The sequence below is a fragment of the Mycobacterium sp. 1164985.4 genome, from assembly GCF_001668575.1.
GTDB lineage: Bacteria > Actinomycetota > Actinomycetes > Mycobacteriales > Mycobacteriaceae > Mycobacterium.
The window spans coordinates 1-21,501 of the sequence record NZ_LZMD01000059.1; the positions used below are offsets into that span (position 1 = coordinate 1).

Annotated in this window: 29 protein-coding genes and 1 pseudogene; 12 read left to right on the forward strand and 18 right to left on the reverse strand. The window is 65.3% G+C overall.

The annotated features are described in order from the left end of the window. Window positions 1–399, forward strand: a pseudogene (locus A5650_RS10255) (hypothetical protein); the annotation flags it as partial. Here the strand turns inward: A5650_RS10255 and A5650_RS10260 are convergent. Genes A5650_RS10260 through A5650_RS10270 form a run of 3 tightly spaced genes read right to left on the reverse strand, consistent with a single transcriptional unit; the run spans window position 356 to window position 2,033 of the window. Further along, entirely contained in the window at window positions 356–868 is a 513-nt protein-coding gene (locus tag A5650_RS10260; RefSeq protein WP_067290038.1) for a hypothetical protein, read from the reverse strand. The pseudogene A5650_RS10255 and the gene A5650_RS10260 sit on opposite strands and share 44 nt — an antisense overlap. Beyond that, on the reverse strand, window positions 865–1,422 hold the full coding sequence (locus A5650_RS10265; RefSeq protein ID WP_067290042.1) for a hypothetical protein: 558 nt from the start codon (window positions 1,420–1,422) through the stop codon (window positions 865–867). The genes A5650_RS10260 and A5650_RS10265 overlap by 4 nt, the downstream gene beginning before the upstream one ends. Beyond that, entirely contained in the window at window positions 1,419–2,033 is a 615-nt protein-coding gene (locus tag A5650_RS10270) for a hypothetical protein (protein ID WP_067290045.1), read from the reverse strand. Before A5650_RS10270 ends, A5650_RS10265 begins: the two co-directional genes overlap by 4 nt. Window positions 2,034–2,113: 80 nt before the next feature. Here A5650_RS10270 and cynS point away from each other — a divergent pair, with 80 nt between their 5' ends. Continuing rightward, window positions 2,114–2,563 carry a cyanase gene (cynS, locus tag A5650_RS10275; protein ID WP_067290049.1) on the forward strand — a complete coding sequence of 150 codons (450 nt, stop codon included), beginning with the start codon at window positions 2,114–2,116 and terminating at the stop codon, window positions 2,561–2,563. Window positions 2,564–2,596: 33 nt separating this feature from the next. Here the strand turns inward: cynS and A5650_RS10280 are convergent, their stop codons facing one another. From A5650_RS10280 to A5650_RS10290, 3 genes are read right to left on the reverse strand one after another with little or no spacing between them, the layout of a single operon-like run. After that, on the reverse strand, window positions 2,597–2,809 hold the full coding sequence (locus tag A5650_RS10280; protein ID WP_156744078.1) for a hypothetical protein: 213 nt from the start codon (window positions 2,807–2,809) through the stop codon (window positions 2,597–2,599). After that, window positions 2,791–3,285, reverse strand: a complete 495-nt coding sequence (locus A5650_RS10285; RefSeq protein ID WP_067290056.1) for an SRPBCC family protein — start codon at window positions 3,283–3,285, stop codon at window positions 2,791–2,793. The genes A5650_RS10280 and A5650_RS10285 overlap by 19 nt, the downstream gene beginning before the upstream one ends. A 4-nt stretch (window positions 3,286–3,289) precedes the next feature. Beyond that, complete coding sequence (locus tag A5650_RS10290; RefSeq protein ID WP_067290059.1) at window positions 3,290–3,667, reverse strand: ArsR/SmtB family transcription factor; 378 nt, start codon at window positions 3,665–3,667, stop codon at window positions 3,290–3,292. Window positions 3,668–3,734: 67 nt separating this feature from the next. Between A5650_RS10290 and A5650_RS10295 the strand changes: the two genes are divergently transcribed. After that, window positions 3,735–4,388, forward strand: a complete 654-nt coding sequence (locus A5650_RS10295) for an SDR family oxidoreductase (RefSeq protein ID WP_067290063.1) — start codon at window positions 3,735–3,737, stop codon at window positions 4,386–4,388. Between the two features lie 179 nt (window positions 4,389–4,567). On the opposite strand, the gene A5650_RS10300 is transcribed toward A5650_RS10295, so the two are convergent. From A5650_RS10300 to ectA, 6 genes are all read right to left on the reverse strand, one after another. Continuing rightward, the gene (locus A5650_RS10300; protein WP_231992591.1) at window positions 4,568–5,272 is read right to left on the reverse strand and encodes a Type 1 glutamine amidotransferase-like domain-containing protein; all 705 of its coding nucleotides are present in this window, start codon (window positions 5,270–5,272) and stop codon (window positions 4,568–4,570) included. An 11-nt stretch (window positions 5,273–5,283) separates the two neighbouring features. Continuing rightward, window positions 5,284–5,955 (reverse strand): hypothetical protein, encoded by a 672-nt coding sequence (locus A5650_RS10305; protein ID WP_231992592.1) that lies wholly within the window; start codon window positions 5,953–5,955, stop codon window positions 5,284–5,286. 192 nt (window positions 5,956–6,147) lie between these two features. Beyond that, entirely contained in the window at window positions 6,148–7,062 is a 915-nt protein-coding gene (gene thpD / locus A5650_RS10310; protein WP_067290066.1) for an ectoine hydroxylase, read from the reverse strand. Then, window positions 7,059–7,454 carry an ectoine synthase gene (locus A5650_RS10315; protein WP_067290070.1) on the reverse strand — a complete coding sequence of 132 codons (396 nt, stop codon included), beginning with the start codon at window positions 7,452–7,454 and terminating at the stop codon, window positions 7,059–7,061. Before A5650_RS10315 ends, thpD begins: the two co-directional genes overlap by 4 nt. A 26-nt stretch (window positions 7,455–7,480) precedes the next feature. Next, entirely contained in the window at window positions 7,481–8,770 is a 1,290-nt protein-coding gene (gene ectB, locus A5650_RS10320) for a diaminobutyrate--2-oxoglutarate transaminase (RefSeq protein WP_067290074.1), read from the reverse strand. 18 nt (window positions 8,771–8,788) lie between these two features. Then, window positions 8,789–9,253 (reverse strand): diaminobutyrate acetyltransferase, encoded by a 465-nt coding sequence (ectA, locus tag A5650_RS10325; protein WP_082950702.1) that lies wholly within the window; start codon window positions 9,251–9,253, stop codon window positions 8,789–8,791. A gap of 496 nt (window positions 9,254–9,749) precedes the next feature. Between ectA and A5650_RS10330 the strand changes: the two genes are divergently transcribed. From A5650_RS10330 to A5650_RS10360, 7 genes are all read left to right on the forward strand, one after another. Continuing rightward, window positions 9,750–10,031, forward strand: coding sequence for a DUF732 domain-containing protein (locus tag A5650_RS10330; RefSeq protein ID WP_231992593.1), 282 nt, complete (start codon window positions 9,750–9,752; stop codon window positions 10,029–10,031). A gap of 142 nt (window positions 10,032–10,173) precedes the next feature. Further along, the gene (locus A5650_RS10335; protein WP_067290077.1) at window positions 10,174–11,091 is read left to right on the forward strand and encodes an esterase family protein; all 918 of its coding nucleotides are present in this window, start codon (window positions 10,174–10,176) and stop codon (window positions 11,089–11,091) included. A 46-nt stretch (window positions 11,092–11,137) separates the two neighbouring features. Then, complete coding sequence (locus A5650_RS10340) at window positions 11,138–11,845, forward strand: GAF and ANTAR domain-containing protein (RefSeq protein WP_067290188.1); 708 nt, start codon at window positions 11,138–11,140, stop codon at window positions 11,843–11,845. A gap of 186 nt (window positions 11,846–12,031) precedes the next feature. After that, entirely contained in the window at window positions 12,032–12,379 is a 348-nt protein-coding gene (locus A5650_RS10345) for an STAS domain-containing protein (protein ID WP_067290080.1), read from the forward strand. A gap of 31 nt (window positions 12,380–12,410) precedes the next feature. Further along, complete coding sequence (locus tag A5650_RS10350) at window positions 12,411–12,857, forward strand: ATP-binding protein (protein WP_067290083.1); 447 nt, start codon at window positions 12,411–12,413, stop codon at window positions 12,855–12,857. Between the two features lie 165 nt (window positions 12,858–13,022). Then, window positions 13,023–13,430, forward strand: a complete 408-nt coding sequence (locus A5650_RS10355; protein WP_067290086.1) for an STAS domain-containing protein — start codon at window positions 13,023–13,025, stop codon at window positions 13,428–13,430. Window positions 13,431–13,814: 384 nt separating this feature from the next. Next, window positions 13,815–14,834 carry an MmpL3/TtfA transport complex stabilizer gene (locus A5650_RS10360; RefSeq protein ID WP_082950703.1) on the forward strand — a complete coding sequence of 340 codons (1,020 nt, stop codon included), beginning with the start codon at window positions 13,815–13,817 and terminating at the stop codon, window positions 14,832–14,834. Window positions 14,835–14,841: 7 nt separating this feature from the next. Here A5650_RS10360 and A5650_RS26755 read toward each other — a convergent pair whose 3' ends face one another. Then, on the reverse strand, window positions 14,842–15,009 hold the full coding sequence (locus A5650_RS26755) for a hypothetical protein (protein WP_156744079.1): 168 nt from the start codon (window positions 15,007–15,009) through the stop codon (window positions 14,842–14,844). A 99-nt stretch (window positions 15,010–15,108) separates the two neighbouring features. Here A5650_RS26755 and A5650_RS10365 point away from each other — a divergent pair, with 99 nt between their 5' ends. Continuing rightward, complete coding sequence (locus A5650_RS10365; RefSeq protein ID WP_067290090.1) at window positions 15,109–15,405, forward strand: hypothetical protein; 297 nt, start codon at window positions 15,109–15,111, stop codon at window positions 15,403–15,405. A 9-nt stretch (window positions 15,406–15,414) separates the two neighbouring features. Here the strand turns inward: A5650_RS10365 and A5650_RS10370 are convergent, their stop codons facing one another. The 5 genes from A5650_RS10370 to A5650_RS10390 form a co-directional block, all read right to left on the reverse strand. Beyond that, window positions 15,415–15,729, reverse strand: coding sequence for a hypothetical protein (locus tag A5650_RS10370; RefSeq protein WP_067290194.1), 315 nt, complete (start codon window positions 15,727–15,729; stop codon window positions 15,415–15,417). A gap of 18 nt (window positions 15,730–15,747) precedes the next feature. Then, window positions 15,748–16,950: a lipid-transfer protein gene (locus A5650_RS10375; RefSeq protein ID WP_067290095.1), complete on the reverse strand. Its 1,203-nt coding sequence runs from the start codon at window positions 16,948–16,950 to the stop codon at window positions 15,748–15,750. A 129-nt stretch (window positions 16,951–17,079) separates the two neighbouring features. Further along, window positions 17,080–17,325, reverse strand: a complete 246-nt coding sequence (locus A5650_RS10380) for a DUF732 domain-containing protein (RefSeq protein ID WP_067290097.1) — start codon at window positions 17,323–17,325, stop codon at window positions 17,080–17,082. A 96-nt stretch (window positions 17,326–17,421) separates the two neighbouring features. Continuing rightward, window positions 17,422–19,134: a serine/threonine-protein kinase gene (locus A5650_RS10385; protein WP_067290101.1), complete on the reverse strand. Its 1,713-nt coding sequence runs from the start codon at window positions 19,132–19,134 to the stop codon at window positions 17,422–17,424. A 51-nt stretch (window positions 19,135–19,185) separates the two neighbouring features. Continuing rightward, window positions 19,186–20,325 (reverse strand): BTAD domain-containing putative transcriptional regulator, encoded by a 1,140-nt coding sequence (locus tag A5650_RS10390; protein WP_067290197.1) that lies wholly within the window; start codon window positions 20,323–20,325, stop codon window positions 19,186–19,188. An 87-nt stretch (window positions 20,326–20,412) separates the two neighbouring features. Between A5650_RS10390 and A5650_RS10395 the strand changes: the two genes are divergently transcribed. Then, entirely contained in the window at window positions 20,413–21,462 is a 1,050-nt protein-coding gene (locus A5650_RS10395; RefSeq protein ID WP_067290103.1) for an NAD(P)H-dependent amine dehydrogenase family protein, read from the forward strand. Window positions 21,463–21,501 lie beyond the last annotated feature (39 nt).

The window sequence follows — 21,501 nt, forward strand, 5'->3', positions numbered from 1 at the left end:
TCTGGCACGTCCCACCCGCGCTCTTTGAGCCTCTTTCGGCTCGCCGCCGCGCGATCGATCACCACCTCGGCGCGCCTCATCCTTCACGGCGGCGTGTTCGCGCTCTCGTTGTACATACTCGGTTACCTCGGGTTGGCGTGGCTCGACATGTCGGGCGCCTTCTATCGCCCCGAGGTGGGCAACGGGTATCTGTTCCGTTTCGTGGCATGGCTTCTCGGACCGCACCCGTTGAACTTCTGGTACGGCTTTGCGGAGACGATTGCTGTCGCCTCGCACCTGATCGTCGAGCCGTTGCGGATCTGCCTGATCGCATCCACGGTGGCGTATTGCCTCGAGCAGCTCGAAAAAGAAGACGCTACAGCAGCATCCGCACCAGAAGTCGACCCTCAGAGGTCGTGACGTCGAGCGCGGTGGGCACCACTTGATGAGGCAACACGAACGCGAACTGCTGTAGTCCGGGCTTCTCGCATCGCAGCGCGACGCCGTCGGGTGCGATCGGTGCCATTCCGCCCGCCTTCTCGGACGACCACCGTCGCTGACCGTCGGTGATGACACCGTTGCAGGTCGCCGGACTCTCGCGTGCCGGCCCCGACCTGTCCACGGTGACGACCGTCAACACCGCCCCCTCCGGCAGGTCGGGCCCGAATCGTAAGGGGTTACGGTTCAAGTGTTTGATCGATTCGACCCGCCACGTGAAGCCGTCGGCCGTGCCTGACTGACCTTTGGCCACAACAACTTCGGGCACCGTCGTTTGGCGGTACGTCGCCCACTGATCGCCCAGTGTGGTTGCGATGACGACGACCAGCGCCCCCGCTGCAACGACGGCCCCGATCAGGTTGCGCACCCACAGTGCCGACAGCCGCCTCATGACGCACTCTCCGCAGGAGGTCTCAGCGTCTCGGCGCGCACTCGGTCGATGTCTGCACGCGGAATATCGATGATGAGTCGGGAATCGAGTTGTTCGTCGTAGCCTGTCCACACCCGTAGCGTCACCGTCTCGGACGATCCGGGCTCGAGCAATGCCGGCGCGACGTCGAACACCCACGATCCCCGTTGCTTGAATCCGGGACTGACGTCATCGCGGAGGGTCTTGAGGAAGAACCGGTCGGTGGGGGTGTAGGTGTTCGGCCCGACGATGAGGTCACTGCGGGGTAGCTCGGTGCTGACCGGCGCCTCCAGCGTGGCATCGACCACCACCCAAATACCAGCAGGAGCAACGGCATTGACCAGCGCAGCGGCACGGACGTCGGTGACCGTCGCTACGACGTCACGTCCTGCGGTGCGTTGCCCGGCCCGGCCGTACACGTCGAACGGCCCCGTGACGTCCGGCGGTGTTGGGAGGTTCTGCCACACCACGGCGGCCGCCGCGATCGTGACGACGGTCCCGACTACGACCAGCACCCGACGCGTGCGCGGGCTCATGTGAGCCCCTGGACTGGAACGACGATCTGGCCGTAGTCGTCGGTATCGATCCATTCTTTGCCGCCGTAGGTGACCAGCAGCTGCGTGTACTCCTTTTTCCACACCCGGATCGTCACCGTCTGCACCGACTGCGCGCTCGATTCGGGTAGCAGCCACGTGAACACCAGCTGTTCGGCAAGTCCAGGACCGAGGGTTTGAAGCGCTGAACCGTCGCGGAACCGGAACGTTCCGAAAAATTCCTTGCCGGGCAGATCCTGTAGGTCGAAGAGGTTGCGAAGGCGTCCGGGCACGGTGCCGGTGTTGTCCACGTTCGCCACCACGCCGAGGTAGACCTTGCCCGGCTGGGCGGTGCCGATGGTCGCCATGCCGCCCTTGATTTCACGAAGGAACCGCGCTCGCTCCACGGTGATCGTGAACTGTCCGTCGCTGAACTTCTGCGCGACGCTGAACGGGGTGACGCGCTTGTCGACGGTGTCAAGGCCGCCGAACGCGGCGGTGGCGGCCAGAACCAGCAGAAGCGCGACACGTCGGATCTGGGCGAAATTCAATCGGGACAACCTCTGCGCCACCCGATGCGTCCGCGTCACGGGGACCGGAGGTTCGCCACCCACGTTGGCCGATGCTAGTGGCAATCGCAGGAGCCGCGCAGTTGCCGCGGCTGACGTCCGCACCGCCAGACTAAGGTCAACGCATGAACCCGATCATGCCCAAGACCGATGCCGCCGCACTGGTGATCGCCGCTAAGACCCGGAAGGGACTGAGCTGGGCCGAGATCGCCGACGCCCTGGACGCGCCCCGAGTCTGGTGCGTTGCCGCGCTGCTGGGTCAACACCCGATGTCGAAAGCGCAGTCAGAACGAGCCTGCGCTCTCCTTGGTCTGGACGAAGCAGTCGGGGAGAGCCTGCAGTTTCAACCCGCTCGCGGTATCGACCCGGAGTCGTTGTCGGACCCGACCATCTACCGATTCCAGGAGGCGCTCGCCGTGTACGGACCGGCGATCAAAGAACTCATCCACGAGGAGTTCGGCGACGGCATCATGAGCGCGATCAACTTCAAAATCGACGTCGGACGCCGCGAGGATCCCGACGGCGATCGCGTCGTGGTCACGTTCGACGGAAAGTTTCTCGACTACCGCTGGTAGCCCGCGACGCCGGAGGCGTGGCTCAAGGGATGCCTACGCCACCTCCGGCAGCACCCCAGCGTGTGGAACCTTCAACTTCTCACCCTGCTTGTCGTCGTACGCGCTGTCGTTGACGTAGACGACTCTTTCGGTGAAGTCGATGCCGAGGACGACGATCCGATGATCCGCTGCGCAGCCAGAACTACAAGAAGCACTTCGCGGCGTGAGTCTGACGAGCCGGCGAAGCGTCACCGCGTCGACAGGCATTTCTCGAGCTTGTTGAGCGAAGCCTTGTAACCCCACTTCATACCGAACGCGGCCATCTTGGCCTTCGCGCCGATATTGGTGATCGTGACGTGCAGCGTGACGACCGTCTTCCCATCGCGCTCGGTGAGGACGACGTCGTTGGTGTGCTCTATCGTCGACCCGTCTTCTTCGCCCTCGGTCCAGGACCGCGCGTCATATGTCAGCCGTGAGCGTTCCTCGATGCGGGTGAACGTTCCGCTCATCGGCCAGCGCGTGCCCTGGTACTTGCCCATGGCTTCGCCGGCCTCCATGACGATGTGAATCCTGCCGCCGACCACAAGGTCGATCTCGCATTCCGGCACGAACGTCTTCTCGGGGCCCCACCACTGCCGCACCATATCGGGATCTGTCCATGCCTCCCATACGGTTTCGATCGGAGCGGGGTACGAGCGCTCGAGGTTCAGTTCCTTGGTCTTCTTGAACATTTGCATCAGCATGCGGTCACTCCTTTGTCGATCGGTGGGACTTGGCGGGGGGAGCGGTCGGTCTTTGGGCCTGGTCTTCGGTCCTTTCGCGGATCGATTCGAGATACCGGCCCAAGGAGTCGAGGCGGCTCTCCCACAGTTGTGCAAACGATTCGGCCCAGCGGCCGATCTCCTCGAACGGTGCAGACTCGAGGTGGTAAATGCGTCGCCGGGCCAGCGCTTCGCCGGCAACGATCCCCGAATCACCCAACACCCGTAAGTGTTTGCTGACCTGTGGCTGCCGGATGTCCAGCGCCTCGGCGATCTCGCCGACCGAACGTGGCCCTGTGCGTAGCAATTCGACGATCTTCAGGCGGCTTGGCTCGGCTAGAGCTCCGAAGACCGTCGACTGCACAGTGCGACGGTACGACCGATAACATATTCCTGTCAAGGAATATGTCGAAGCAGGCTACCGTGGAGCAATGGCGCGCATTCTGATCGTCGGTGGCCACGGCAAGGTGGCACTGCCGCTGGCCCGGATCCTCAGTGAACGCGGAGACGAGGTGACCTCGGTCTTCCGCAATGCAGACCACTCCGATGAGGTCTCGGCGACAGGAGCCGGGCCCGTGGTGGCCGACATCGAGGCCCTCGATACCGAAGCGCTCGTCGAGGTTGTGAGAGGTCACGACGCCGTCGTGTTCGCCGCTGGCGCCGGAGGCGGCAACCCGACGCGTACCTACGCCGTGGACCGCGACGCCGCGATCCGGCTGGTCGACGCGGCAGAACGCGCGGGGGTAAACAGGTTCATCATGGTGTCGTACTTCGGCGCGAAATTGAATCACGGTGTCCCGAAGGAGAACTCGTTCTTTCACTACGCAGATGCGAAGGCCGCCGCCGATGCGCACCTGCGGGCCAGCGGTCTGCGCTGGACGGTATTGGGCCCGGGCGGTCTGACGCTTGAGCCGGCGACCGGTCGCATCGCCATTGGGCTCGACGCCGCCGGTGGCCAGGTGTCGCGCGAAGACGTCGCGCTGGTCGCCGCCGCCTGCCTGGCGAACGACGCCACCGTCGGGCACACCGTCGAGTTCAACAACGGCGAGGTGCCGATCGACGAAGCCCTGACTCGTCTGGCGTAACCGCCTCTTGCCAATCGTGAACCAGGGACGCCTCAGCCGATCATCTTTCGAAGTGCTGCGCGTTCATGTGCGACTTCCGATAGGTCGCCCCAGCTAAGGGTGTGTGCACGGACTCGGTCAAATGGCGCGACTCACGGAAGCCCCGTGTGTAAACCCTCGAGTGCTGGATCAAGTAGCCGTCAGTCCTCCGCGGGGCACAGCAGAGAGTGCACGACACCGGTTTCCTCGTAACGGAATTCGTGTACGGGACGCCGCAGAGGCTCGACGGTGGCGTCCTCGTGGACGATGAGCCCGCCGCCGGAGGGGATGCCCAGACCCGCCGCGGCGCCTTTCATCGTCTGGACGGTGCCGGCCAGCCGCGCCCACTCGGAGCGCTCGTCGTGCGTGTCGATGATCGCGGGAACGAACTTGAACAGGTCGATCAACTCGGTTGCCGAGGATTGCGCCTTCTTGACGATCCCGTAGAGCCCGAGCTGGACCGCGCCCGCAGAGATGCCGATCAGCAGCGCGCCCTGCGCGTAGCGCGTCCGGATCACGTCCGCCATCCCGGTTCTCTCGAAAACTTTCCAGCCGAGCCGCACATCGCCGCCCGCGAGAAGGATCACCCCGGCCTGCTCGAGGAAGTCCCGATCGTCCGCACCGAAAGACGAATCGACCATGTGGTGTCTGGTGATCCCGACGGCCTCCACGGCCGCTTCGAAGATGTCGTAGAACTCCGGACGATCGCCGTTCGAGGCGCCGATGTAGGCGGCGCTGATCGGAAGGTCATCGGCCAGATTGTCGATGGCCGATTCGAGCAGCAGCCGGTCACCGTGTCTCCAGAACAGCAGCTGACTGTCGGCAAGTAGATAGAGCGGCTGTAGGCGGGCCAAGGAATCACCCAAGGAATCAGTTGTCAACTGGCGTCCCGCGACCGCGACCGGCCCAGCCGCCACTTGTTTTTCTTGGGAGTCTGGTAGGCGTCGTGGGTCCAGGCGTCCCACATAGCCTCGGACTCCTCCCGCACGGGACTGTTTGTGACCTCCCATCCGAGGCTGACGACTTCCGTTGTGGACCACCGCATCAGGTTCCCATCAGCGCCGATCTCCTGGGCGAGGAGCACTCGCTCCTCGGGGCTGAGTTTGTCACTGAACGCCTGCATGGCGGTTTTCAAGCGCCAATAGGGCACGGCCCCGTCGCACTGCCGACACAGAGTCACGAGCTCGACCCGTGCGTGTCCGAGCAACGACGCCGGCTCTTCCTCGGTACCAGGGCTGTCCTGCGCGGTCGCGACGCTGGGTTCGTGCTGACTCTCATCGTGTTCGATCAGCCGGCGGTATTTGGCGCGTATGTCTTCGAGCTCGGCCTCGGCGGCCAGGGCTCGTTCGCGCCACCATGCGGCATGGTATTCCGCCAGCTTCGCTTTGCAGTCAGGGCAGATCGCTAGGTCGGACGCGACCTCGTCGTGCGTCGTCGGGCTGGTGAGCGCGAGGCCGCAGAGTGCCTGGTGGAGATCCCGGTTGAGGTAGTCCCCGTGGTGCACCACCGAAGCGGATGACTCCCGGACAAAGCTGTGGGGTGGTTCCACACGAGCCAAAGTAATTGAGCGGAACGGACGTTTCGGCTGGTTCGATGAAAACGGTCGCCAGCCCCGGCGCGTTATCGCCCCAGGGCTGCCGATCCGGTGAAGAACTAGCTGTTGGCGGCCTCACTCGACTGCCCGCCCCCGGGGTTGGTGCCGGTTTTTGCGCGGGCCCACCGCCGCGGCGATCCACCGCAACTACTGGACCAGCGACGGAATGTTGAACGGTTGGCCGTCCCTGGCGGCGAGGTACTCCGGCCGCGGGGTCTCGGCGGCGTAGGGCGAGACGAGTTGGTTCTCGACGGAGTTGAACACCAGGAAGACGTTCGACCGCGGATACGGGGTGATGTTCGAACCCGACCCGTGCATGATGTTCGAGTCGAACCACAGTGCCGTGCCGGCCGGCCCGGTGACCTGGTCGATGCCGTGGCGGGAGGCGGCCTCGGACAGCGTGGCGTGGCTCGGGACGCCGATCTCCTGCTTCACCAGTGATGAGGCGTGGTTGTTCTTCGGCGTTGCGCCGACGCACGGATAGAACGTCTTGTGCGAACCAGGCATCACCAGCAGCGACCCGTTGTAAGGGAAGTTCTCGGTCAGCCAGATCGAGCAGGACACCGCCCTCATCGCCGGCATGCCGTCCTCGGCGTGCCACGTCTCGAAGTCGGAGTGCCAGTAGAAGCCGGTTCCGGTGAACCCGGGCATCAGATTGATCCGCGCCTGGTGCAGGTAGACGTCGCTGCCCAACAGCTGACGGGCCACGGGCAACACGGTGTCGAGGGTGATCACCTCGGAGATGACGTCGCTGAACAGGTGGGGTTGGAACACCGACCGGATGCTGCCACCGGGTTCGCGGATGATCCGCGGATCTTCCCGACCGGCCTTGGCGTCGATGTTGTCCAGCTCGCCGCGCAACGTCGAGATCCAGTTGTCGCCCACCGCCTCATGCTGCAGCAGGTAACCGTTGGCGTCGATCGACTGGAGGTCGCCGTCACCCAGCGGACCGTCCGATTCGCTTCCCCAGGCCGTTGGCTCGGCGCGGGGGATGGGGTCGGACGGTTCCGCGAGGCGCGTGGGATATCTGTCTACAGAGTCAGTGAATCGGGTTTCGCTCAACTTGCTTGCACCGCCGGGGGTGGATAGGTACCGGTCTCGTCGTGGACCTCTTGGCCGGTCACTGGAGGGTTGAACACACACAGCATCCGAAGCTGAGTATCACACGTGACGCGGTGACGTTCATGCCCGTCGAGCAGATACATCGTGCCCGGGCGCAGGGGGTGCTCCTCACCGGTCTCGTGGTTGGTCAGGGTGCCGGTGCCCTCGACCACCCACACCGCCTCGACGTGGTGGCGGTATTGGAACTCGCTGACGGAGTTCGCGTTGATGGTGGTCTCGTGGAAGGAGAAACCGACCCCGTCAACTGCGAGGATGATGCGCTTGGATCTCCAGTCCTTCGCCGACACATCGCGATCGGTGCCGGTGATCTCGTCAGTGGTGCGCACGATCATCTCGTGCTCCTTTCACGTGAATGTGGTCAGGAAAGCGCCGCGGCGACGGACTCGGCGAGCACGTCGATGCCCGCGTCGAGGTCGGCCTCGGAAGTGGTCAGCGGCGGAAGCAGTTTGACGACCTCGTCGGATGGACCGCTGGTCTCCATGAGCACGCCGCGATCGAACCCCGCGCGGCACACCGCCGAGGCCATCGGCGCGTCTTCGAACTTGAGGCCCTGCGCCATGCCGCGTCCGCGCGCGCTGACGCCCGGATACTGCTCGGCGATGCTTTCCAGGCGAGCGCGGATCTGCTCACCCTTGGCAAGGGTGTCGTCACCGAACGTCTCGGTCTGCCAATAAATTTCAAGCGCCTTGCTGGCGGTCACGAACGCCGGGTTGTGGCCGCGGAACGTTCCGTTGTGCTCCCCGGGGGTCCACACGTCGAGCTCCCTGCGGAACAAGGTCAGCGCCATCGGCAGACCGTATCCGCTGATCGACTTGGACAGCGTGACGATGTCGGGAACGATGCCGGCCTCCTCGAAGCTGAAGAAGCGACCGGTGCGCCCGCAGCCCATCTGCACGTCGTCGACGATCAGCAGGATCTCGCGGCGGCTGCACAGTTCGGCTAATGCCTGCAGCCATTCCACACGTGCGACGTTGAGGCCGCCCTCACCCTGCACGGTTTCGACGATCACCGCGGCGGGATGGTTGAGTCCGCCGCCCGAATCGTCGAGCACCCGCTCGAACCAGTGGAAGTCCTCGGTGGCGCCGCCGAAGTAGTTGTCGTATGGCATCGGTGTGGCGTGCACGAGGGGGATACCGGCGCCGGCCCGTTTCATCGAGTTCCCGGTGACCGACAGCGCGCCCAACGTCATTCCGTGAAATGCGTTGGTGAAGTTGATGATCGACTCACGACCGGTCACCTTGCGGGCGAGCTTGAGGGCCGCCTCGACGGCGTTCGCGCCGGTCGGTCCCGGGAACTGCACCTTGTAGTCGAGGCCGCGCGGCTTGAGGATCAGCTGCTCGAAGTTCTGCAGGAACTCCGTTTTGGCGGCCGTGGCCATATCGAGCGAGTGCACGATGTTGTCGTTGGTCAGGTATTCGATCAGCGGCCGCTTCAACTCGGGGTTGTTGTGGCCGTAGTTCAGCGCACCGGCTCCCGCGAAGAAGTCGAGGTAGCGCCGGCCGGAGGTGTCGGTCACCCACGATCCCTGGGCGACGGCCATGGTGGCCGGCCAGCCCCGGCAGTAGCTGCGGACCTCGGATTCGACTGAGGAGTACACGTCGGGCAGGTCGGATTCTTCAGGGCGGGGGAGTGTTGCTGGCGTAGACATGGGTCCTTTCTGAGGTGTCTAGTCGGCCAAAGGTGTGGTGATGGGTCCGATTCGGACCGTCGGCTCGTCTTCGTGGGACTGGTCGGCGGCCAGGTGCGCGGCGGTGAACCGGGGCTCCTCCATGAGGGGCACCCCGTTTCGCCGAGCGAACGCGCCGAAGAACGCGCGGGACGCCGAGTTGCTCGGCGCCACCGTGGCTTCGACGGTGACGGGGTGGCCCCGACGCTCGGCGCGGACGCGATGAACGAGGCCGTCGAGCATTGCGCTGGCCAGTCCGGTTCCTCGGGCGCTCGCCGCGACGGCCACCTGCCAGACGAAGAGCACTTCGGGTCGCGCCGGCGGGTGGTAGCCGGTGATCAACCCGCAGATCTGGCCATCTTTCTCCGCCACAATCGAAGTACTGGCAAAGTCCGTGGCCATCAACAGATAGGTGTACACGGAGTTCAGATCGAGCACTTCGGTCTCGGCCACGAGGCGATGCATCGCGACGGCATCGCCCTCATTAGGCGACCGAAGATGATTGGTCCATGAAATCGGCTGTGCTGCGGGCACTTTCGAACCAGCATTCCGCCCATCCGGAGCCAAGGCCGGGTCGCGAATGGTCACTTGCGTTGTCACCACCGAACAAAATTATCGAGTCACATCAGTTACGTCATCGGCGTTATGACCGTAGGCCAGCAAAAACTGACAGGCAAGTTTCCACCTCTCCCTCACGCCCGTTAGGTGCGCGACGGAGCGGCTAATCACCTGCGCGGATGCCGATGCTTGAGACACCCGTCACGTGATCAAGCGTTATCAAAACGTTATCTAGCGGACCCGTCAATGTTTTGATCGGCTAACGACGGGTAGTTTGTGACGCAGCCGTCAATCCGCTTGGACTGACAAATGGAGTGTTCGGGGGTCCGCTCCGGCGTTCTTCTCGTGCGCGGTCAATGCTGACGCGCGCGCGACATCAATGAGGTAGCGAAGGAGATTTTTCGTGCGACGCATCATCGGATTGCTGATCGCTGCCGCTGCCACCGCGGTCGTGTTCGCCGCGCCCGCAGCAGCCGATCAGGCCGACTTCGTGCGCCAGCTCCAGGAACAGTACGTGTTCCTCGGCGCGGATCAGCTGATCTCCGCGGGCAACTACGTGTGCGCGGAGGCGGCACGTGGCGTGCCGGCCGCCGAGACGGTGATGAAGATCCGCGATGACCTCGGAATCTCGACCGCCGCCGCCGGCGACATCGTCAGCCTCGCGGTGGTCGAACTCGGCTGCTGACCGCGCGCCGGGCGACGTCGCGGCGGACGTTTGGTAACAAGCGGGTCAAGCGGTGCGTGGCGCGTTCTGCGCAGGGACGCGGAATTGCTAGCTTGCCCGCGTGAATTCGTCTGCCGGCAGACTCTGGGTCACTCTGATCGCGATGGTACTCGTGTGCGTGGGGGTCGAAATCCCCACGGCGGCTGCATATTCGCGGGACGGGCTCCCTGTGGAAACCCTCGATGTGCCGTCGCCGTCGATGGGCCGTAACATCCGCGTGCAGTTCCAGGGCGGCGGTCCGCATTCGGTCTATCTGCTCGACGGGCTTCGCGCGCAGGAGGACGCCAACGGCTGGGACATCAACACCGGTGCGTTCGAGTGGCTCTACCAGTCCGGCATCTCCGTCGTCATGCCCGTTGGCGGGCAGGCCAGCTTCTACACCGACTGGTACCGCCCGGCGGCAGGAAGCGCAGGCACCGTGACCTACAAGTGGGAGACGTTCCTCACCCAGGAGTTGCCCGCCTGGCTTGCAGCCAACCGGGGGCAGGACCCGCTCGGCAATGCCGTTGTGGGGCTGTCGATGTCGGGCAGTGCGGCGCTCACCCTCGCCGTCTGGCATCCGAGGCAGTTCATCTTCGCCGGTTCATTATCGGGATATCTCAACCCATCGAGTGGGTTGTGGCCCACGTTGATCGGCTTCTCGATGAAGGATGCGGGCGGCTACAACGCGACCGATATGTGGGGACCCTCGTCGGATCCGGCATGGCGCCGCAATGATCCGATGGCCAACGTCAACACGCTGGTCGCCAACAACACCGCGCTGTGGATCTACTGCGGCAACGGCGCGACCTCCGAACTCGACGACGGCGCAAACTTCGGGGCGCAGTACAGCGCGCAGTTCCTCGAGAACATCACGCTGTCGACGAACAAGGAATTCCAGCGCAAGTATCTCGCGGCCGGCGGACGCAATGCGGTGTTCAACTTCCCGCCCGACGGCACGCACACCTGGGCGTATTGGGGTTCGCAACTGCAGGCGATGAAGCCCGACCTCGTGCGCATTCTCGGAGCCGCCCAACCCTGACGTCCTTCCGTCATACGATGGCCGGGATATCGATCCAGGGGTGGACATGACCGATGACTCCGGCGGTCTTCATGACGAGATCGCACGGCTGGCGCGCAGCCTGCACAGCCAAAAGGGCGCGGACATGAGCGTCGACAATCTTGTCGACGAGGTCACGGCGACGGCGGTGCGCATCCTGCCAGGTGTCGACCATGCGGGCATCTCGCTGGTCGACCCCAAGAGTCGGCGCGTCCGATCGGTCGCGGCCACGGGTCCGGTGCCCAAGGAACTCGACAACCTGCAGGAGGCCCTTCAGCAGGGCCCCTGCGTCGACACCATCCACGATCGCGTGACGGTGCGCGTCGACGACTACGAGTCCGAGGACCGGTGGTCGCAGTTCATGCGGCGTGCACTCGACGTCACGCCGGTGCGCTCCAGCTTGTCCATCCAGCTCTACACCCACGAATCGGAGATCGGGGCGCTGAGCCTGTACTCGGAGCGGGCGCACACCTTCACCGCGCAACTCGAGGACTTGGCGTTGGCCGTGGCGGCACACGCCGCGATCGGATTGGCGACAGCGCGCCGCGACGATCAGTTCCGGACCGCGCTGGCATCGCGCGACATCATCGGTCAGGCCAAGGGCATGATCATGGAGCGCTTCGATCTCGACGCCGCCGACGCGTTCAACCTGCTGGTGAAGCTCTCCCAGGAAAAGAACACGCCGCTGCATTTGATCGCTGTGCAACTGGTCGGCCGAGGAAACTCGCCCGCATAATTGCCGCGGGCCCCTCGCCCGGTGCACCACCCGTCAGTCATTGGCCATGTGGGCCCTGACCGGCGCGGATGGGTCCCCGTTTATGCATCGGTACCGTGAAGTCGCTACCCTATTGCGCGGGTTAAGACTGCAGCCTCGCGTGAACGGCCATGACCGCTACGGTGGTTGCCAAACAAGAGGTGAGGCTTGGACGGACAACTTTGTACCGAGAACTGGGTGGGACGCGTCGCTGTCGTCGCCGCCTCCGGTGACCTCGACATGCTCACGGCACCGCAGCTGCGGGAAGCCGTACAGGCGGCGTTGGGCAAGGATCCGGTCGGTCTGATCGTCGACCTGACCAGCGTGGAGTTCCTGGGGTCCGCGGGCATGCAGGTACTGATGGAGACCCACAACCAGACCGACGGCACCGAGACCCGCTTCGCGGTCGTCGCGGACGGTTCCGCCACCAGCCGGCCACTGAAGATCACGGGGATCGCGGATTTGATCGACCTGTTTTCCTCACTGGACGTCGCGCTCGACAACATCACAGCTTGAGCCGCGGCCGGACGGGGTAATCAGAGTCGACATGAACGCTCCGACGGAACTGGGTTTTTCGAGTAATGGTCCTGCCGATGCGCAGACCGTTGCCGAGTTCCGCAATGCCTTCGCACAGTGGTTGAAGTCGAACTTCGCGCTCGACGCCGACCGCTTCAGTGACATATTGCTCGCGGTGAACGAGGCCCTGACCAACGCCGCCGAGTTCGCTTACGTTGGGTCCAAGCAGGCTGGGACGATGTCCGTAACGGCCCGTTATGACGCCCAAGAGCGTCGGCTGACCGCGATCGTCACTGACCAGGGCGCTTGGTTGGAGAAGGAGCCCGACGCGGCGAGCACCCGCGGTCGCGGGATCCAGTTGATGCGGGCCCTGTCCGACCGCGCAACCGTCGACGGGTCGGCGTCAGGCACTCGCGTTCAGCTCGAGTTCGATGACTGCCGGCTCGCCTCCGAAGAGCCGTTCGCCACATCCGCTTGACTTTTGTTTGGTCCGCGGCGGACGCGGGTAAAGGCGCTTCGCTGACTTCCATCGCAGAAAGCGAGCGCAGGTATGGGTAGTGAACCCCGGGGCGTCGATCTTGCTCCATCCGGTACCTGCGGCAAGCGCGGAACCCGGTAACCGGACGCGGTCGGGAACCGAGAAATGTCCGTCGTGGCGGTCCACCGCCCGCCATCGCAGCCCAGGCGGGTGTTGTCCGTCGTCTCCACCACCTGCGCCGTCGGTGGGCCAGACCACATCGTCGTGTCGGTCACGGGTGAGATCGATGCCGCCAACGTCAGGGATTTTGCGGCGATCGTCCTCGACGCGATCACCGACGCCGCGCGTGTCACCCTCGACCTGTCCGGCTTGGACTTCTTTGCGATCGATGGGGTGACCGCACTTCACGCGCTCAATGCCCGGCTGCTGCGGGCGGGCGTGTCGTGGTGCGTGGTCCCCGGCGCCGCCGCATCGCGGGTGCTGGCGCTGTGCGACCCGGAGGAGCTGATTCCCATGGTGAATGTGCAGCCGCCGTCGCCGCCGCAAAGGCCGAGGCTGCGTCTGGTGCGGTAGTCGCTCTGCGCTCTGTGTGACGGTCGTGGCGCCTGTTGCCGATTTGCTGTCGTGTCGCCCTGTGATCTACCGCTCACTTTGGGCCGCAAAGCTAAGAATCCGTAATAGGTGCCGTCGGCCACATTCTTCGGAACGCCTTGCGGCGCCTCCGTTTACACAGGTCATTAACCGTTTGCTCAACGGCGCCAAGAGGTAACAATCGGGTAACGGGCGATTTTCTAAGCGGTGTCTGAGAGGTTCGCAGGAACGCGCGAAGCCCGCCTCCTGCGTCGCGCGGGTAGGTCCGAATTCGTCGCTAGACTCGTTGCAGACCGCGCCGAAACGGCGCGATACGACTTGGAATCTAGGGCCGGTACACGCATCCGGCGGAGGTACCGAAAGACAATGGCTGACTTTTTGATGCCCGAGCATGGGCCCACCGCGCTGGGTGCCGTCGAGTTGAGTCGAGGGCCGATCGGCGACATCGCCGCGACCGGCGCGGGTACGACGCTGGTCACCCACCCCGGTGACGACAGCGTCGCCGTGCTCAATGCCCGCACCCTGGCGGCAGAGGCGATCATCGCCGTTCACGGCGAACCTTTCGCGGTCGCGATCCACGACGACCGCGCCTACGTGAGCACCTCCTCGTGGACTCATAAGGACGAGGTGACCGTGCTGGATACGGCCACCAGGTCGGTGATCGCGTCGTATCCGCTGGCGGACAACGTGACGGCGCTCGCGGTCAGCCCCGACGGTAAACGGGTCTACGCCGGACGCACCGGCGACGGGCGCATCGACATCGCGGTGATCGACATCCCCGCCGACCGCGTGGGCACCATCGACGTCGCGACCGGTGCCGGCATCGGGATCGACGCACTCGCCGTCGACCCGACCGGAACCAAGCTTTTCGTCGCCACCACCGATGCGCGCGGCAGCGCGGTCGTCACGGTCGAACTCGAGACCGGGCGCGTCGGCGGCGCCGTGCGGATCGGTTCCCCGATTCGCGATATCGCGCTCGCGGACGACACCGCGTTCGTCCTCAGCTCGGACCGGGCTCGCGGTGGCGTGGTGCACGCGGTCGACCTCACGACGACGGGGCGTATCACCGACGTCATCGAGATCGGTGGTGCCCCAACCCAACTCGCGATGGGTGTGGACAAGAGCAGGGCGTACATCGTCGACTACGACCACGTCGCGGTGCTGTGCACGCTCACCTTGCAGATCATCGACACGATCACCCTCGACGCTCGCCCGTCCTGCGTGACGGTCGATTCGCGCGGTGGTCGCCTCTACGTGGCCGACTACGCGGGCGGTGTGACGATGTTCGCCGTCGACGCGACGATGCCGATGCTCTATTCGGAGTTCGTCGCGACCGACCCCATAGTGACGCCCCGGATGCGCGAGCTGGAGACGCTCACCGCGTAGGACGTCATCACGGCGCCCGCCGATCGGCCGCCGCGACGGCGCATATCCCGTTGCCCGAGCCGATCGCGACGAAGTGACTGGCGCCCCCGACCGGATGCCAGACCGCGCCCGGCATCGCATCGGACACCGCCTTGTTGAGCCGACGGCCGTCGCGCGTCGTCACTTCCGCCGTCACGCCATCCCTCCGGCAAGTGGTGTTGAACCTTTGGCGCCGCCGGCCCGTCGTACCCCCTGAAAGGCCGCAGGGGCCTTCACGACACGAAGGGAGCGCGCCATGCGCGCAATACTGTTGACAATGACCGGGCTCGCCGCAGCGGCGTGCGGGGCGATTCTCATGCCTCCCGCGATCGCGTCGGCCGCCGAATCGGCCCAGCTGACCATCGCCACGCTCGAGGCGCAGGGCTTCGACGTCAAGGTCAACCGGATCGGAAGCGCGCCACTCGACCAATGTGTCGTCACCGATGTGCGAAACGCCCGTGAGCGAACGGAATCGGTGCGGCGAGGCGACGACCTCATCCAGGTGGTCGCCCAGCGCACGATCACGGTCACCGCGGACTGCTCGCGCCGGTGAGGCGGATTCCTAACGACCGCTGCAGTCCAGCGACACCGAAATCGGTTTGCTGATGGTCACCGGGAACAACACGCCATCCTGGTTGCCGCCCAGAAGCGGCATCAGCTGGGTGAACTGCTGGGGATTGCGCACGCTGGTGACGACGCATTCGGACATCGGGGCGGTGCCGATCTTGTCGATCGTCACGTTGTACCCCTGGTCCTGCAGTTTGGAGATGACCTCCTGCGCCGATTCCTGGTCGTCGGCCGACGCGAGGCCCGCGGGCGCGGCAACTGTCGCGCCCACGAGGGCTGCGGCTCCGGCGAGGATCCATGTGGTCCGCATGCGGTCCATGATTCCCTATCAGCGCTGGGCGCGCTGGTAAGCGGTCACCACGGCCGCGCCTCCCAGACCAATGTTGTGCTGGAGCGCCGCGGTGACACCCTCGACCTGCCGCTTGTCGGCCGTGCCGCGCAACTGCCACGTCAGCTCCGCGCACTGCGCGAGGCCCGTCGCACCGAGCGGATGGCCCTTCGAGATCAGCCCGCCGGAGGGGTTGACGACCCAACGCCCGCCGTACGTGGTGTCGTTGTTGTCGATGAGCTTGGGCGCCTCACCCTCCCCGCACAGGCCGAGCGCCTCGTAGAGCAGAAGCTCGTTGGCAGAGAAGCAGTCGTGCAGTTCGATCACCTGGAAATCGGTGGGACCGAGCCCTGACTGATCGTAAACACGCTGCGCAGCTTGAACGTTCATGTCGTAGCCGATCAGGTTCTTGGCGCTGCCGTCGAAGCTGGACTGGAAATCGGTGGTCATCGCCTGGCCGACGATCTCCACCGCCTGGCCCGCCAGACCGTGCTTGTCGACGAAATCCTCGCTGGCCACGATCGCCGCACCGGAGCCGTCCGAGGTCGGCGAGCACTGGAGCTTGGTCAGCGGGTCGGAGATCATCTTCGCGGCCAGGATGTCGTCGAGGGTGTACTCCTCCTGGAACTGCGCATACGGATTGTTCACCGAATGCTTGTGGTTCTTGTATCCGATCTTCGCGAAATGCTCTGCGGTGCTTCCATGCTGGCGCATGTGCTCGCGACCCGCGGCACCGAACATCCACGGCGCCACGGGGAAACCGAACTCGTCGATCTCGGCCATCGCCGCGACATGCTTGGCCATCGGTGACTCACGATCGTCGTGGCCGCCCTGCAAGGAGCCCGGCTGCATCTTCTCGAAACCGAGCGCGATCACGCAGTCGGCGAGCCCACCGCGGATCGTCTGTGCGGCAAGGAAGAGCGCTGTGGACCCCGTCGAGCAGTTGTTGTTGACGTTGGCGATCGGAATACCGGTCAGGCCGAGTTCGTAGAGCGCCCGGTTGCCCGAGGTCGAGTCGCCGGCAACGTAACCGACGAATCCCTGCTCGACTTCGGAGTAGTCGATGCCGGCGTCATCGAGCGCCTTCGTGCCCGATTCTTTGGCCATCTGGGGGTAGTCCCAGCCCTCGCGGCGGCCCGGCTTCTCGAACTTCGTCATCCCGACGCCCACGACGAAAACCCTGTTGCTTCTGGCGCTCGACATACCCTCATCCTTTCGCTGCGCTGCGATTGACGACAAACATACAGCGCGCGACGTGTCTAGCGGCCCGGACAGCCACCGACGAAGGCGGGGCCCCACTCCTCGCAGCGGGGCCCCGCAAATTCGGGGGCGTCAGCCGAAAAGTACGGCGTTGCCGGGGCAGTAATGGTCGACAGACGCGATGACGAATGTCGCGACCTGTCCGGTGGTCAGGTCGGTGGTCTCGAGGATCTCCATGCCGAGGTCGACGGGATCGGTGCCGTCGTCGAGCCTCGTGCAGACGTCGTGTGCGGTGCCGGCTCCGGCGACGGCGCCCAATCCGAGCACGGCCATCATGAGTGCGGTGCCGATCGTGGCGAGGCGGTGCGAAGCGAACATCGTGACTCCTGTGGGTGTCGGTTCCCGGTGGTCCCGGGCTGACATCAGAGTCGGATGGAGCTCTTGAAGGATTCTTGAAGCAGTCTTGGCGACCGGTCAGGCGTACTTCAGCCACCAGTTGTGCAGATCGGCGAGGTTGTTGCCCTGCGCATCGCCCAGCAGGAGGTTCTCGTTGATGGTCCAGGTGATGTCCTGGTTGCCGTTGAAGACGCCGCAGGCGATGCGGCCCTCGACCTTGTCGGGAGTCTCGGTGTAGTGCCAGGTGGTGGGGGAGTCGGCGTCGCTGTTGGGGCACGGCACCAGGTCCTGATTGGCCGCGACGGAGTCGTCGAAGGCCTTGTCGAGGGCCGGCTGGTCGGCGAACAGCGAGTATCGCGCGTTCGCCGGTCCGCCCTGTGGAGAGGCGGGTCCGCAGTCCACGGTCGCCAGTGAACCCGGGGCCGGCGGGCTCACCGGCCGGCACACGCCGTCGTTGTAGCCGCGCGGCAGCATCCCGAGCAGTTTGGCGTCGAACGAGTCCGGATTCGGTGCGGGCGTCGTGGTGCGCGGTGACCTGCGGGTGGTGCGCTCCGTGGTCGGTGTCGACGTGGCCGTCGTCGTGGTCGACGCCGACGGCGTGTCGTCGGGCTTCACCGCGAACCAGATCCCGACGGCCCCCAGCACCAACACGAACACCGCGATTGCCGCGGCGATCGGCAGCCACGGGGTGCCCTTGCGCGGCGGTCCTGGTGGGCGCGGTCCCGATGCGGAAGGGGCGGCCCACATCGGGCCGCTCGGCGGTCCTGCCGGGTGCATCGGCCCGCTCGGCGGGCCGCCGGGCGGTGTGTGAAACGCGGCGGGGTGCGCGCTCGGTGGCGGCGTCGGCGGGGGCGTCGGCTGGGGCGTCCGGTACCACGCCTGCGGCGGGGGAGACCCCACACCCGCGGCCTCGCTGCGTTGCAGGATGGTGGCCGCTTGATCCTGATCCCGTTGGGTCAGAGCGTCATTCGCCGCGGCGGCGAGGTCGCCCGCGCTGGCGTACCGATCCTCGGGCTTCTTCGCCATGCCGCGGGCGATCACCGCGTCGAGAGCCGTAGGAATGCCCGGCCGCTGCCGGCTGGGTTTGGGGACCGGCTGCATCAGGTGTGCGGTGATGACGACGCTCACGCTGTCGCCCGGGAACGGCTGTGAGCCCGTGAGGCATTCGTGCAGAACGCAAGTCAGCGCGTAAACATCGGCGCGATAGGTCACCTCGTCGTTGGTGAAGCGTTCCGGCGCCATGTACGCGTAGGTGCCGACCGCGGTGCCCAATTCGGTCAGTTTCTCGTCGGTGGCGGCGTTGGCGATGCCGAAGTCGACGAGATATGCGAAGTCGTCGCGCGTCAGAATGATGTTCTCCGGCTTGACATCACGGTGCATGATGCCGCTCTCGTGTGCGGCGTCCAGAGCCGAGGCGACCTGTTTGATTATGGCCACCGCACGCGCGGGCGTCATCGGCCCGTAGTTCTTGAGCACCTTGCGCAGGTCGGTGCCGTCGATCATGCGCATGTCGACGTACAGCAGGCCGTCGATCTCGCCGTAATCGTGAATCGGAACCACATGCGGTTCCTGCAGCCGCCCCGCCGAGTGCGCCTCGCGCTGTAGCCGCTTGCGGAAGACGGGGTCGTTGGAGGCAGCCTCGGGCAAGAGCTTCAGCGCGACGATCCGGTCCTTGACGGTGTCCTCGGCTTCGTACACCTCGCCCATGCCGCCCTTGCCCAGCAGTCGACGCAGCCGATACGGGCCGATCTGGGAACCCACACGAGAGTCCCCCGGCTCGGGGTCGGTCATCGGAGCTCCTCGGGGCGGTTGGCTGGCCGGCGAGAACACACTAAACCGGCATCAGGCCGAATGCGGGTCGATCCGAAACGTGAACTCGTGGTCGCAGATGCGAATCGGGTCGCCGTCACCGAGCATCGCGGTCCCGCGGATTCGCTCGCCGCGCACTTCGACACCATTCGCCGACCGCAGGTCCGAGACGACGAAGTTGGTCCCGGTGTCGATGATCACGGCGTGGTGCCGGCTCACGCTGGCGCCGGTGAGCACGATGTCGTTGTCGGCCAACCGCCCGATCCTCGTCGCCGTCGCCGTCAGTGGATGGATCTGTCCGGTGGCCGAGTGCAGAGCCGCCACGGCGGAGGACGGGGCGATCGCGGTCCGCGCCGCGATGTCGCCGACGGTGTGGACGGCGGTGGTCTGCGCGGCCTTTCGGACATCGAGCGGCTGCTGGCGCAGGATCCGTTCGTGCAGTGCGCGAACGGTCGGACCCGGGTCGATGCCGAGGTCCTCGGCGAGCGTGGTCTTGAGCCGCAGATATGCATCGAGCGCGTCGGACTGCCGCTCGGCGAGGTAGTAGGCGGTGATCAGCTGGGCCCAAAGCGGCTCGCGGTAAGGGTGTTCACCCACCAGGCGCTCGAGTTCGGCGATGACGGAGTACGCACGCCCGCAGGCGATCTCGGCCTCGGCATGGGCGGTGTGGGCGATCACCTTGTCCTCGGTGAGCGCGGTGGCATATGCGTCGACGAACTGAAAGTCACGCAGGTCGTCGAGAACCGGGCCCCGCCACTCGTTCAGTGCGTTGCGTAGATGTCGGCTCGCCTGCTCGAACTGGCCGGTCGCAGCGGCTTGCACCCCCGCGGCCTTCTCGGCGACGAAGCGGCCGAGGTCGCAGGCGGCGTCGTCGGCGTTGAGCCGATATCCCGGTGCGGCATTCACCAACGCCGACTTGGGATCGGCGCCCACAGTGCCGAGCAGCTTTCGCAGATTCGAAATGTAGGAGTGCAGGCTGGCCCTGGCTTCGGCCGGGGGCCACTGCTCCCACGCCGCGGTGATCAACGCGTCGGTGGAGACCGGCCGATTGCGGTTCATCACGAGCACCGCAAGCACCGCCCGCTGTTTGGGGGTGCCCAACGTAACCGGGGCGCCGTCGGCCGTCATCTCCAGCGGCCCCAGCACACCGAACCCGATCTTGGTCGCGGCCATCGCGGTCATTGTGACCCGCGCGAGAGGGGTTGTGGTGTAGACCTGCAAGAGTAGAACGTGTTCTAGTTTCTTGGTGAAGGAGTCGGTATGGGCCTGCGGGTGGTGCAGTGGGCGACCGGAGGCGTGGGCGTCGCTGCGATCAAGGGCGTGCTCGAACACCCCGACCTCGAACTGGTCGGATGCTGGGTGCACTCGCCGCAGAAGGCGGGCAAGGACGTCGGCGAGATCATCGGCACCGAGCCGCTCGGCGTGACCGCGACCAACAGCGTCGACGACATCCTCGCCCTCGACGCCGACGCCGTGATCTACTCCCCGCTGCTGCCCAATCCCGATGAGGTGGCCGCGTTGCTGCGCTCCGGTAAGAATGTCGTCACACCCGTCGGATGGGTATATCCCAGCGATCGGCAGGGTGCACCGCTGCGGGAGGCCGCGATCGCGGGAAAGGCCACGCTGCACGGCACCGGCATCGCGCCCGGTGGGATCAGCGAGAAGTTTCCGCTTCTGTTCTCCGCCTTCTCGACGGGTGTGACTTTCGTTCGGGCCGAGGAATTCTCAGATCTGCGCACCTACGAAGCGCCCGACGTCGTGCGCCATGTGATGGGCTTCGGCGAGGTGCCCGAGAAGGCGCTGAGCGGTCCGATGCAGAAGCTGCTCGACGGGGGTTTCATCCAGGCGGTGAAGATGATCGTCGACAAAATGGAGTTCCGCGCCGATCCGAAAGTTCGTTCTTCGCAGGAGATCGCGGTCGCGACGGCGCCCATCGAATCCCCGATCGGCGTCATCGAACCGGGTCAGGTCGCCGGGCGCAGATTCCACTGGGAGGCCCTGGTCGAGGGGGAGCCGGTGGTGCGGGTCACCGTGAACTGGTTGATGGGTGAGGAAAACCTCGACCCCGCTTGGACATTCGGCCCGGAAGGTCAGCGGTACGAGATGGAGGTCCGTGGCAACCCGGATGTCAACATCGTCGTCAAGGGTTTTCAGTCGGCGGTCGGAGGGGAGGGGCCGGAGTACGGCATCGTCGGCACCGCGGCGCACTGCGTGAACTCGGTGCCTTCTGTGTGCGCCGCCGAACCCGGTATTGCAACGTATCTGGATTTGCCGCTGATCAGCGGCAAGGCCGCCCGGGAACTCGCTTAGCCTCGGGGGCGGCGTCGGCGGGAGTCCGTCGCCTGGCAC